The organism is Polynucleobacter sp. AP-Feld-500C-C5 (assembly GCF_018882265.1).
In the GTDB taxonomy this organism is placed as follows: domain Bacteria; phylum Pseudomonadota; class Gammaproteobacteria; order Burkholderiales; family Burkholderiaceae; genus Polynucleobacter.
Map to the genome: position 1 here is coordinate 323181 of NZ_JACVOW010000019.1, position 10777 is coordinate 333957.

The 10777-nt window shown below is 43.6% G+C and carries 15 protein-coding genes and 1 pseudogene; 7 read left to right on the forward strand and 9 right to left on the reverse strand.

The window, feature by feature from the left end:
* Positions 1-53: 53 nt before the first annotated feature.
* Positions 54-395 carry a hypothetical protein gene (locus ICN21_RS03350; RefSeq protein ID WP_216176699.1) on the reverse strand — a complete coding sequence of 114 codons (342 nt, stop codon included), beginning with the start codon at positions 393-395 and terminating at the stop codon, positions 54-56.
* Complete coding sequence (locus tag ICN21_RS03355; RefSeq protein WP_216176700.1) at positions 392-577, reverse strand: hypothetical protein; 186 nt, start codon at positions 575-577, stop codon at positions 392-394. Before ICN21_RS03355 ends, ICN21_RS03350 begins: the two co-directional genes overlap by 4 nt.
* 147 nt (positions 578-724) lie before the next feature.
* Here ICN21_RS03355 and ICN21_RS03360 point away from each other — a divergent pair, with 147 nt between their 5' ends.
* Complete coding sequence (locus ICN21_RS03360) at positions 725-1693, forward strand: YafY family protein (protein WP_216176701.1); 969 nt, start codon at positions 725-727, stop codon at positions 1691-1693.
* Between the two features lie 38 nt (positions 1694-1731).
* Here ICN21_RS03360 and ICN21_RS03365 read toward each other — a convergent pair whose 3' ends face one another.
* Positions 1732-2565: a TauD/TfdA family dioxygenase gene (locus tag ICN21_RS03365; RefSeq protein WP_215294979.1), complete on the reverse strand. Its 834-nt coding sequence runs from the start codon at positions 2563-2565 to the stop codon at positions 1732-1734.
* Between the two features lie 127 nt (positions 2566-2692).
* Here ICN21_RS03365 and ICN21_RS03370 point away from each other — a divergent pair, with 127 nt between their 5' ends.
* Complete coding sequence (locus ICN21_RS03370; protein WP_216176703.1) at positions 2693-3673, forward strand: tripartite tricarboxylate transporter substrate binding protein; 981 nt, start codon at positions 2693-2695, stop codon at positions 3671-3673.
* A gap of 25 nt (positions 3674-3698) precedes the next feature.
* On the opposite strand, the gene ICN21_RS03375 is transcribed toward ICN21_RS03370, so the two are convergent.
* Entirely contained in the window at positions 3699-3857 is a 159-nt protein-coding gene (locus tag ICN21_RS03375; RefSeq protein ID WP_216176705.1) for a hypothetical protein, read from the reverse strand.
* A gap of 42 nt (positions 3858-3899) precedes the next feature.
* Here ICN21_RS03375 and ICN21_RS03380 point away from each other — a divergent pair, with 42 nt between their 5' ends.
* Together ICN21_RS03380 and ICN21_RS03385 are read left to right on the forward strand one after the other, a co-directional pair.
* Positions 3900-5207, forward strand: coding sequence for a Rieske 2Fe-2S domain-containing protein (locus ICN21_RS03380; protein ID WP_216176706.1), 1308 nt, complete (start codon positions 3900-3902; stop codon positions 5205-5207).
* Entirely contained in the window at positions 5191-6171 is a 981-nt protein-coding gene (locus tag ICN21_RS03385; protein ID WP_216176708.1) for a tripartite tricarboxylate transporter substrate binding protein, read from the forward strand. The genes ICN21_RS03380 and ICN21_RS03385 overlap by 17 nt, the downstream gene beginning before the upstream one ends.
* A 13-nt stretch (positions 6172-6184) precedes the next feature.
* On the opposite strand, the gene ICN21_RS03390 is transcribed toward ICN21_RS03385, so the two are convergent.
* Genes ICN21_RS03390 through ICN21_RS03400 form a run of 3 tightly spaced genes read right to left on the reverse strand, consistent with a single transcriptional unit; the run spans position 6185 to position 8683 of the window.
* Entirely contained in the window at positions 6185-7177 is a 993-nt protein-coding gene (locus ICN21_RS03390; RefSeq protein ID WP_216176710.1) for a tripartite tricarboxylate transporter substrate binding protein, read from the reverse strand.
* 9 nt (positions 7178-7186) lie between these two features.
* Positions 7187-7675: a heme-binding protein gene (locus ICN21_RS03395; RefSeq protein WP_215294991.1), complete on the reverse strand. Its 489-nt coding sequence runs from the start codon at positions 7673-7675 to the stop codon at positions 7187-7189.
* Between the two features lie 18 nt (positions 7676-7693).
* A complete protein-coding gene (locus ICN21_RS03400) occupies positions 7694-8683 on the reverse strand; it encodes a sulfurtransferase (protein ID WP_216176712.1) in 990 nt (329 codons plus the stop codon).
* A 278-nt stretch (positions 8684-8961) separates the two neighbouring features.
* Here ICN21_RS03400 and ICN21_RS03405 point away from each other — a divergent pair, with 278 nt between their 5' ends.
* On the forward strand, positions 8962-9237 hold the full coding sequence (locus tag ICN21_RS03405) for a type II toxin-antitoxin system RelE/ParE family toxin (protein WP_215294995.1): 276 nt from the start codon (positions 8962-8964) through the stop codon (positions 9235-9237).
* A 4-nt stretch (positions 9238-9241) separates the two neighbouring features.
* Positions 9242-9544: a HigA family addiction module antitoxin gene (locus tag ICN21_RS03410; protein ID WP_215294997.1), complete on the forward strand. Its 303-nt coding sequence runs from the start codon at positions 9242-9244 to the stop codon at positions 9542-9544.
* On the opposite strand, the gene ICN21_RS03415 is transcribed toward ICN21_RS03410, so the two are convergent.
* The gene (locus ICN21_RS03415; RefSeq protein WP_216176714.1) at positions 9522-9995 is read right to left on the reverse strand and encodes a hypothetical protein; all 474 of its coding nucleotides are present in this window, start codon (positions 9993-9995) and stop codon (positions 9522-9524) included. The two genes, ICN21_RS03410 and ICN21_RS03415, sit on opposite strands and share 23 nt — an antisense overlap.
* 46 nt (positions 9996-10041) lie before the next feature.
* The gene (locus ICN21_RS03420) at positions 10042-10404 is read right to left on the reverse strand and encodes a hypothetical protein (RefSeq protein WP_216176716.1); all 363 of its coding nucleotides are present in this window, start codon (positions 10402-10404) and stop codon (positions 10042-10044) included.
* 170 nt (positions 10405-10574) lie between these two features.
* Between ICN21_RS03420 and ICN21_RS03425 the strand changes: the two are divergent.
* Positions 10575-10777, forward strand: a pseudogene (locus ICN21_RS03425) (IS3 family transposase); the annotation flags it as partial.

Genomic DNA, 10777 nt, shown 5'->3' on the forward strand with positions numbered 1-10777 from the left:
CTAGCTCAAAATTTAGGCAATCGATGCCATTTTTTAGGCCTTGCTTTTGATGGCTACAAATCAAGCTCATGAAAGCTTAGTTGCAACTGCTCTGAATCTGCAAACTCTTCCATCAGATAGCCTTGGGGCGGCGTAATTCTGCGCAGACAATGATCCGGTGCAGGTCCATTCTTGGCGGATACGGGGTATCCATTAAATTCATAGAGCAGCCATCCATGGTCAGTAGCAACCTCAACTTCCCAACTAAACAGCAACTCATTATGGGCGCCCCACTCCTTCATCCCAATGGCAGATTTAACGCGCACGATATTGCCTAGGTTCTCTGGCACATTGCAGTTCACGGTAATCGCTAGGTCACCCACGGTGCAATTAAGTGTTGGGATGTTTACTGTCATCTTCTTCTCCGATATTGTGCCCTGATCTTTTCACGCTCGGCAAACATGATGTGGCTAAAGATGCCTTGACTAAACACTAAGAATAGACCGAGTAAGAACCACAGCACCAAGTTCATTGCAAAACCGTGTTGTAGCCCAAGAACGCTGATAAACATGAAGAAAACACCGATAAATTTGATCATTTTGGCCTCCGCCTAGTTACTTGCTGTTTGACTGCTGATGGGTAGATTAAATACTTGCTAGCTCATTAAATGAGCCTTAAACTCACTAAAGTTCTAAAAACAATAAATATTCATTTTTTGGCTTTTTTAGCCACCAAAGGGGGTCTTATGAGCAATATGGAGCGGTTGCATCGCATTAAATACATGCTTCAGCACCGTAAATGTGTGCCCATTGAAGACTTCATGAGTGAGCTTGAGATTTCAAAGGCCACCTTCAAACGAGACTTGGAGTTTTTGCGCTCACGCTCAAAAGCCGATATTGAATACGACCGCTTTTTAGGGGGCTATAAGTTCAAAGATGGCACCGACGTTAACAAGATTGAATTAACCGGTCTGTGGTTTTCTGAAAAAGAAGCCACTGCACTCGTACTCATGCAGCACCTACTCTCCTCGCTCGATCAAAGTGGTCTGATTGGTCCGCACATTGAACCACTCTCGGCCATCATTGATGGCATCTTGGGACAAAGTGAAGCGACTACTAAAGAATTGCGTAAGCGTATTAAGGTACTGGGCATGGGCTCTCGCAAGAACTCCATGGATAACTTCTCTGAAATTGGTGGCGCCCTTCTTAAGCGCAATCGTTTGAACATCAAGTACTACGCTAAAGGCAAGAACGAGGAAACCGAGCGTGAGATTTCTCCACAACGACTGATTTTCTATCGCGAGAATTGGTATCTCGATGCCTATTGCCATCTGCGCGAGGGCTTACGCAGTTTTGCGGTTGATGGTATCCGTAGCGCAGTACCGACCAATACCAAGGCACAAGAGATTTCTGATAAAGATTGCCAAGAACATTTTGCACAGAGTTATGGCATCTTCTCTGGTAAGGCAACTCAAAGGGCCAAACTACGCTTTACCCCAGAGCACGCTAGGTGGGTCTCTGGTGAGAACTGGCACGGGCAGCAAGTGGGCTCTTTTGATAAAGAGGGTTACTACAACCTGGAGTTTGACTTTAACCAAGATCCTGAGCTTGTAATGGATATTCTCAAACACGGCTCTGGAGTTGAAGTCATTGGACCGGTAAGTCTTAAAAATAAAGTGAAAGCCGAACTTGAAAAGACGCTTAAAAATTACTAACCGTGAACACACAGCAATCATTGCCGGGGCAAGATCACTTAGGCCGGCTGGTCACCTTGCAAGGTAATTCTGAGCATTAACCTTTCAAAGCCGTGATAGTCGTTAATTGGGTTGTGCAATACGCAGCGGTTATCCCAAAGTGCAATGGCATTTTTAGTCCAAGAAAACCGACAGGTAAATTCAGGTTTGATTTGGCGCTCAAAGAGAAAGTTCAGTAAAGGTTGACTTTCTTCTGGGCTCATCCCTTTGATGCCAATAGTATGAGCAATATTAATAAATAGGGATTTCTTACCAGTTTCCGGGTGAGTTCTGACAATAGGATGCTCGGCTAGTAGCACTTCATTCGCTTTTGCGCTGCCATCATTCTTGATGCGATCTTCCCGCGTTTTAGAAACATCTGCCTTAGCTGAACTGCTAATACCAATCAGACCATCGAGCAATTGTTTCATCGTGCTAGATAAGGACTCATAAGCCAAATACTGATTGGCAAACATAGTGTCGCCTCCGTAAGGCGGTATTTTTTGAGATAGCAGCATGGAAGCCTTGGGGGGAACCTTGAGATAGGTAGTGTCCGAGTGCCAAATTCCGCCAAAATTGACTTTCTCATGTTTTAATTTTTTCACTTCAATAATCATGGGGAATTCATTGAGCCCTTTTACAAAAGGATACTTAATGGGCTTACCTATTAAGCGAGCAAAATTGAGAAAATGTTTTGCGTCAATATCTTGATTACGTAAAAAAATTACTTGGTGATCTAAGAAAGCTTGTTTAATCGAATGAATTTCTTCTGAAGAAAGTTTCTGCTTCAAATCGATGCCGCTAATCTCTGCACCTAAAGCACCAGAAATTTTTTTGATCGTTATATTAGCCATTTAGGGACTCCATCATCACTGCATAGAATTCGAATAAAGGAATGATTTCCCCATTCTTTATTTCTCAATTACTTTGAGTATACTGATTCAAATCAACCAGTTAAGCACCTGCTAAAGGAAATACTACATGAGATTAGGAATACTAAAAAAGGTCATTTTCTCTGTGCTACCTTTCCTTTTTATTGGTGGACCTATCTCAGAGTTGCGGGCAGATGAGTTCCCTAGCAAGCCCGTGAAGATTTTGGTTCCGCAAACACCTGGCGGCGCTTCAGATGCCTTAGCAAGAATTGTGGCTCAGAAATTAGGTGAAAAGTGGCAGCAATCGGTAGTGGTTGAAAATCGCCCAGGCGCTGGCGGTAATGTAGGAATGGAGTTTGTGGCCCTCGCACCTGCAGATGGCTATACCTTGCTCATGAGTTACGCAGGTTCTCACGCTATTAATGGCGCCCTTTATAAAAATTTACCGTTCAATGTGGAACGGGACTTCACCCCCGTCGCCACACTTGCAGTTTTACCTTTTGTCCTCACCAGCAAACCCAACGCACCTTTTAAATCAGCCAAAGAATTAGCGGAGATGGGCAAAACAAAGATCTTCACTTTTGGCTCTGCCGGTAATGGATCAGTCAATCATTTACTGGGAGTGATGTTCAATACCACTGCTGGAATTAAGATGGAGCACATTCCTTATAAAGGCGCTGCTCCTGCCATGCAAGATTTGATGGGTGGACAAATTGATATCGTATTTACTAGCCTGCCCTCAGTTGCAGGATCAATTAAGTCCGGAACCCTGCAAGCAGTTGCAGTGACTAGTGGTGTGCGATCCAAAAACTTTCCCACCATTCCAACTATTGCAGAATCGGGTTTTAAAGATTTTGATGTTACTCCCTGGTTTGGCTTATTTGCCCCGGCAAAAACGCCGCCCAATATCATTCGCAAAATCAACCAAGATGTAGCAGAAGTACTTCGAAATCCTGAAGTCATTGAGAAATTTAATTCTCAGGGTGCCGATCCTTTCATCACGCAACCCAACGAATTTGCCTTAATCGTCAAAAAAGATATTCAGAAATGGGGAGAAGTTGTCAGAACCTCAAAGGCGCAGATTGATTAATAAGCTAGGTTCAGATGAGTTGCTTTTATTTTTCAAAGCTTCTTCTAGCTAAGTCATTTGATTTTGTATTTCCGCCCTCTTGGATTACCAAGCATACAACAATCGGCATCGCATGAATCAAGGTATGTTTTGCTTTACTCTGCAGCACAAAGGCATCAAAACTAATTTTTTGTATTAAGATCATTCGAACGATAAGCTTTGAACCATAAGCCGAAGATGAGGGTATATGCTTTCCGCGCAAGATAACGCATTTCTGGTCACTAGTGAACCCAATACGCCGATGGGTAATTATTTACGCTGCCATTGGCATCCGGTAGCTCTTTCAGAAGAAGTAGCAGCGCCAGATTGCCCTCCTATTCGCGTCAAGGTCATGGGTGAAGACCTATTACTATTTCGGGATACCAATGGCAAAACCGGTTTAATCGAACCGTTTTGCGCCCATCGTGGCGCAGACCTTTTCTTTGGTAGAAATGAAGAGTGTGGCATTCGCTGTATTTATCATGGCTGGAAATACGACATTCACGGTAACTGTATTGATATGCCCAATGTCCCTAAAGATGCTGCCTATCATGGGAAGATCAAAATTAAAGCGTATCCCACGCAAGAGTTTGCTGACATGGTTTGGGCTTATATGGGTCCTTCAGACCTACAACCCAAAGACGTTCCTCAACTTGAAGTTGGCCTTGTTCCCCCTAATCAACGCTATGTCACTAAACGCTTAATCGAGTGCAATTGGGTGCATTCGATGGAGGGCGCATTAGATACTGCGCATTTCTCGTTTTTACATATGCCAGCCCCAGCATTTCTTAAAGACGACACTACGAATATTGCTGCTGATGAGAAACGCATCCGCTGGTTGCGCAATGACCCAGCCCCCCGTTTTAAGATCATTGAACATGCCGTGGGCTTTCTGATTGGTGGCGCTAGAAATGCTGATCCAGGAGACCACTATTGGCGCCTTACTCAATACATGTTGCCAACCCATTCCATTACACCTTCAGCAATGCCTAATGAAACCTACTATGGTTACTCTTGGACGCCCATCGATGATCATCATTGTTGGATGTATGTCTATGCTTGGCATCCAGAACATCCCATTCCTGATGAAGAACGCAAAAAATATATCCAAGGTGGTTATGGGCAATTTGCAAAACTAGGCCCAGGCTATGTCCCTCTGCGCAACCGCAGCAATCAATATCTGATGAGTCGTGAAGAGCAAAAAACAATTACATTTACCGGAATTTCAGGAATTGCTGAGCAAGACCAGATGGCTCAAGAAAGTCAGGGCTATATTGTTGACCGCACCAAAGAAAATCTATCACCTACTGATGTTGGCATCATTCGTTTTAGAAAAATCTTATTAGAAGATGCGAAGGCTTATGCCAATGGTAAGAAACCGAAGTCTCCTCACCTGCCTGATGAATATTGTCTACGCGGCGGTGGAGCACATACGAAAGCCAGTTTGTCCTTAGAAGAAGTAATGCAAGAGCGCTTTGACTCCACCACGGGAAAGGTTCATGATGCCAAGCACTAATATTTTTACTGCACTTTTTTTTAGTCTGATTACCTGCTTCTTCAGCACAAGTAGCTTTGCCCAAAATTATCCCAATAAACCCGTGACAGTAATCGTGCCTTTTTCTGCTGGCAGTGCTAGTGATGTGGTAACTCGTGTATTACTAGATAAGGTGAGTAACAATACTGGCACCCGTTTTGTATTTGATAATCGCCCGGCAGCAGGCGGTAATGTTGGAACTGCAGCGCTGGTGCGAGCCGAACCAGACGGCTATACGATTGGAATTAGCACCTCTGGCCCCCTGGCGATTAATAAAATCTTAAATCCAGATCTGGGTTACGACCCTGAAAAAGAGATTCAAGGCATCGCTGTGTTTGCAGTGTTGCCAAATGTGATTGTGGTGAGCTCAACCCTCAATATCAATACTCTTGGTCAGTTAAATGACTATGTACGAAAAAATCCTGACGTAGGTTATGGTTCTGTTGGTAACGGTAGCTCTCAGCACTTAGCCGGCGCCTACTACGAACAACTTGTTGGCGCCAAAATGTTGCATGTGCCCTATCGTGTTACCGCCAATATGGTGACCGATCTGGTAGCTGGTCGCGTTCCAACGAGTTTTCAGTTATTTCCCAATGTCGTTGGACAAATTAATAGTGGCAACGTCAAAGCACTAGCGGTTGCCTCTAATAAACGCTTAGCCGCTATTCCCGATGTGCCTACCGCCGCTGAAGCGGGCCTCAAAGGCTATGAATCTGCTGCTTGGTTTGCGCTCATTGCACCCAAAAACACCCCAAAATCTATTGTGGATAAGCTCAATAAGGATGTGAACCAAGCCTTGTCTGACCCCACAGTGCGTGCGAAGTTTTCAGAGCTTGGGGCAGAACCGATGATTGGTCCACCAGAAGATCTCAATAATTTGATGGCATCTGATATTAAGAAGTGGACTGCGATTATTAAAAAGGGTGGTATTACTTTAGAAAAATAATCTGCAGGCGGGATTATTCTTTTTTAAGTCCAGCCGACTGCAATACTGGTCGCAAACTAACGAGTTCTTTGGCAATAAATCCAGTAGCGGCAACGCCCGTGAGATTGGTAATGGGCTGAATGGATATTGAGTTTAATTTTTCTAATAACTCTGGGTTTTTGAGAGCCTTAGTTGTCGCCAATATCAAGGTATTAGTCACTTGAGGCGACAGACCCTCAGGTGCTGAGACAATATTCCATAAAGCCGCTTGAAAATCTTTTAAGCCCGTTACCTCATTTACGGTCGGCACATCAGGAATCAAAGGAGATCGCTTGGAGGCCGCAATTGCAACAATTCTTAACTTTTCAGCACGATGTTGTTGAATTAATGAACCCAATGTGTCAACCGTCATATTGACTTGATTGCCAATCAAAGCAGGGATTGCTTGCGCGCTTCCTCTAAAAGGAATGTGCTGAATATCTAGCCCACCTAATTCATACTTCAAGCGCTCTCCGACAATATGCAAATACGTTCCCTCTCCTGCTGACCCATATTGCAACTTGCCTGGGTTGATACGTGCATATTCAATGAACTCTTTCAAGCCCCCTTTGGTTGTTGGGCTTACTGCAAACACAATAGGCGCATCCCCAACCACGGCAATTTCTGTAAAGTCTTTGATGGAATCATACTGAGGCTTTGGATTAATTAAGCTGTACAGCACATGAGTGGAAGCAGTTCCAAATAACAAGGTATATCCATCTGGGGCGCTGTTTTTCACTTCTAAACTTCCAATTGCGCCACTGGCCCCGCTTTTATTATCGACAACTACAGTTTTTCCCAATTGAGTCGACAAAGCCTGTGCGTACTGTCTTGCAAATTGATCGGTAGGACCACCTGCAGGAAACGGCACTACTAAACGAATTGGTTTAACGGGGTATGCAGCAGATGGGCCTGCGGTCTGAGCAAAGCTCGCTGAGACAGCCAAATAAGATACCAACACCCATAGTAGCGATTGCATCACTTTCATTACGATCTCTTATAGTTTTCCGTCATTCCAATTTTCTGCTGGCATCGGCGGCTCCGCAATAAAGCCAGCCGATTTAATGGACTCAATAGCGCAGTATTCATCTTTATCTGATGCATCACCACTAATTCCAACAGCGCCAATTGCTACTCTGTCTTGATTCACAATCAACACACCGCCTGGGGTAGGAATAAATCTGCCATCAGATGCAGCTGATAAAGCCGCTTGAAAGCTAGGCCGATCAGATAATCTATCTCGGATAGTTCTAGTTGGCATTCCCATCCCAAGAGATGCCCAAGCTTTACCAATGGCAATATCGTGACGCAAGATGCCACAACCATCTTCTCTTTTAAAAGAGACTACATGCCCACCAGAATCTAATACCACCACTGCCAATGGCAAAAGTTGATGTTGTGAACGCAATCTTAGAGCCTCATCAATGATCCGGTCAGCATCAGCTAAAGTAAGACTTGAATGATTTGCTATGAGCTTTTCAGCCATGGTTTTTGCTCCGGTTCACTAATTACTTTTATTTTTCAAAGCTTCTTCTAGCTGGGTAATTTTATTTTGCATTGCAGCCATCTTGGCATTGAGAGCGCCCACATTTAAGAAGGTTTCATCCGCTACAGGTGCTTTGAGGTTATTACCCCAACCTAGCCAAGCTGAGTCGTATACCTTAACCTTCTTAAAGCCCAAAGTCTTTAATACCACTGCCGTTTCAGCGGCGCGCACCCCGCTTTGGCAATACACGACCGTCTCTTTATCAGGATCGAGATTGGCATAGAGTTTTTTAAGATCTGTTTGATTTTTCAGCGCCATACCGGAGTTATCAGCAACCTGTTTTTTACCTAACTTAATCGCGGTTGCCGGATCTTGCCAGTTATCCTCAAAAGGAATGTTGATGGAATTGGGAATATGACCACCGCGAATGGCTCTGACATCTTTGCCCGAAAATTCATCGGGAGTTCTAGCATCAATAATTTGTACTGACTTTGATTGAGCAATCTTGAGCATCTCCTCATTGCTAACTAATAACTGAGGCTGAGCTACTAGTGCGACGGATACCGGTGGTAAGGCTTGGCGCTCTTTTTGCATTGGTAAACCCGCTTGCTTCCAACCATCAATGCCATCGTGATAAATCTGCGCATTTTTTCCACCAAAGTAATTAATAGTGTACAAACCAAAATAGGCATAGGGATTGCCCCGCGCACCATAAACTACAACATCTTTATTCACATCCAATCCGGCACTGTTAAAGAGCCTCTGGATTTGTTCTGTAGGAATGTAGTCTTCCTTATTTGGATCGCGAAGTGTGCCACCGACTTCACCAATATTGATTGCGCCTGGGATGTGGCCCTCTAAATAACTCTTTTCATCACGCACATCCCAAATGATCGCACCGCGCGCAACTGCCTGCTGCATCTGATCGGTTTGGATGATGGCTATTTTTTGCTGAGCAAAAGCCAGGGAAAAAATAGATGCTAATACGATTGCTAAGATTGTCTTCACAGGAATTCCTTTGGGTTAATGGGGTTAACAATACACCAAGACATCAATTTCTAGAATAGTGCCATCTATTTATATGTTGCTAGTGTTGGACACTCACATTCAGATGAAATCTAGGCACAATAAAAGTGCGAGGCGAAAGTGCGAAGCGGTAATTTTTACGGCTCTATCGGCGCGGTAATTCACATATTCACGTAATTGGATGATATTAGTTACTTATTAAGCCTTTACAAGTGTAAGGCTTTGCTTTACACTTTGCTTTAAATCTTTAAAATAGATGGATGATTGAATCGTTTATACACAAAGGTTTAAAAGAGTTATTTGAAGACGGAAAAAGCATCAAGATTCAGAAAGCATTAGCAAACAGAATCATTCGACGTTTAGACGCCATTGACTCCGCTAAATCGCTAGATGATCTCAAGGTGCCGGGTTTTAATTTTCATGGCTTAGAAGGAGTTCCAAAACGCTATAGCATTCATATAAATGGCCCCTGGTGTCTCACCTTTGAATGGCGCGATGAGAATGCTTATCGACTTAACCTAGAAAACTATCACTAATATCATGCGAAAAAGATTACCTACCCACCCTGGCGCCATCTTAAGAGAGGATGTCTTTCCAACTCTTGGCATATCCGTCACAGAGTTTGCAAAGCATCTTGGCATCTCTAGGCAGACCCTTCATGCTGTTTTGGCGGAAAAAAGCTCGATCACTCCTGAGCTTGCTTTACGCATTGGCGCTTTCTTAGGTAATGGCCCACAACTCTGGATTGAGATGCAGTCTAAATATGATTTGTGGCAGGCAGAGCTTAAGTTGAAAAAAGTATTGCCCAAAATTACCTTATTCAAGCATTTGTTAGCTGCCTAGCTTTGCACTCATCACAGTAGTATTTGCCATTTTTCTCCCAAGCTTGAATACCGAGCTTCTTAGTGCACCAGTAGCAATATAGATTTGTTGAGGGAATAAATTTCCTACTTGCTAAATCTGGCAACTCAGAATTGACTGCATATTGCGATAAATGAACTTCAACTGCCTTGGGCTTTAACAGCGCAATCATCCATCTCCAAGTCTTGGGGATGAGTCGGTAATGAAAGATTGCGTAGATGCAAAATATCCCCAATAAAATAAAAACAACTGATAGTGGGTTTTGCGCCATCCACTCCAAGATGGCTATTGCCGCTAGGTAAGCAATATAAAGACCAACGATTGCCATGAGATACGGCCAGATGGCAGCCAATATCAATATCGAAATGATGGTGCCAATGATCGAGCCACCACTACCACCGGAGTCATTGTTACCATCATCATATTCAGACATAAGCTCTTCCCTTTAAGCGATTAGACCAATGCCAAACTTGGTTCGCTTAATGAAGCACTGCCTCCGATACCTCAGGCTTTCCCTCAGGGTTCTTCTTTTGGTTTGACACCAAGAACTCTTTCGTTTCTAGCGCGACCGTAAGATAAGCGTCGGTAGCATTTCTAAATGCCTCATGAGCATCTTCTTTGCTAAAAATATAGGTTAGGCTAAAGATCAGATTGTCTGCATCTTCACCATCAACTGTGACAGTATTGCCGGCATCGTTATCAACTACCCGCAAGCCCCTACAGAACTCTGGTTTCTCGCCATCCACCCAACTCATATCGAGGCGATCTATATCAAACCGCAGGCTACGAAATAAGTTATTGATAGTAAAACGGGCACCATTTAAGTATGTGTAATCACGCATAAGACCTCCAATATCAATTGATTAATCTCTACTACTCAATTATCAAGATTGGGAGGTTCAAATAATGAGCTTGTGATCTCTTTTTGATCCATTTGCCCAATAAAAAACCCACCAAATTGAACTGACCCCCAAAAGTTGGACGCTATGTCCAACCAAGGGGGTTTTGTTTTATGAGCAAGTACAGCAAGCAGTTCAAGCTAAAGGTAGTTAAAGAGTTTCTAAAGTCAGGTGGTCTTAAGCGGGTAAGTCACTTATTTGAGATTAGTCACTCAGATGTCCGCAAATGGGCTTTAGCCTATCAAGCACATGGCCATAGTGGTCTTAATCCCAGCTACCAACGCCATTCCCCAGAGTTCAAAGTCCAAGTTCTCCA

Bases quoted from the DNA above. Each gene is read 5' to 3' on its own strand.
- ICN21_RS03350 (WP_216176699.1), bottom strand. From the start codon at position 395: ATGACAGTAAACATCCCAACACTTAATTGCACCGTGGGTGACCTAGCG.
- ICN21_RS03355 (WP_216176700.1), bottom strand. From the start codon at position 577: ATGATCAAATTTATCGGTGTTTTCTTCATGTTTATCAGCGTTCTTGGG.
- ICN21_RS03360 (WP_216176701.1), top strand. From the start codon at position 725: ATGAGCAATATGGAGCGGTTGCATCGCATTAAATACATGCTTCAGCAC.
- ICN21_RS03365 (WP_215294979.1), bottom strand. From the start codon at position 2,565: ATGGCTAATATAACGATCAAAAAAATTTCTGGTGCTTTAGGTGCAGAG.
- ICN21_RS03370 (WP_216176703.1), top strand. From the start codon at position 2,693: ATGAGATTAGGAATACTAAAAAAGGTCATTTTCTCTGTGCTACCTTTC.
- ICN21_RS03375 (WP_216176705.1), bottom strand. From the start codon at position 3,857: ATGATCTTAATACAAAAAATTAGTTTTGATGCCTTTGTGCTGCAGAGT.
- ICN21_RS03380 (WP_216176706.1), top strand. From the start codon at position 3,900: ATGCTTTCCGCGCAAGATAACGCATTTCTGGTCACTAGTGAACCCAAT.
- ICN21_RS03385 (WP_216176708.1), top strand. From the start codon at position 5,191: ATGATGCCAAGCACTAATATTTTTACTGCACTTTTTTTTAGTCTGATT.
- ICN21_RS03390 (WP_216176710.1), bottom strand. From the start codon at position 7,177: ATGAAAGTGATGCAATCGCTACTATGGGTGTTGGTATCTTATTTGGCT.
- ICN21_RS03395 (WP_215294991.1), bottom strand. From the start codon at position 7,675: ATGGCTGAAAAGCTCATAGCAAATCATTCAAGTCTTACTTTAGCTGAT.
- ICN21_RS03405 (WP_215294995.1), top strand. From the start codon at position 8,962: ATGATTGAATCGTTTATACACAAAGGTTTAAAAGAGTTATTTGAAGAC.
- ICN21_RS03410 (WP_215294997.1), top strand. From the start codon at position 9,242: ATGCGAAAAAGATTACCTACCCACCCTGGCGCCATCTTAAGAGAGGAT.
- ICN21_RS03415 (WP_216176714.1), bottom strand. From the start codon at position 9,995: ATGTCTGAATATGATGATGGTAACAATGACTCCGGTGGTAGTGGTGGC.
- ICN21_RS03420 (WP_216176716.1), bottom strand. From the start codon at position 10,404: ATGCGTGATTACACATACTTAAATGGTGCCCGTTTTACTATCAATAAC.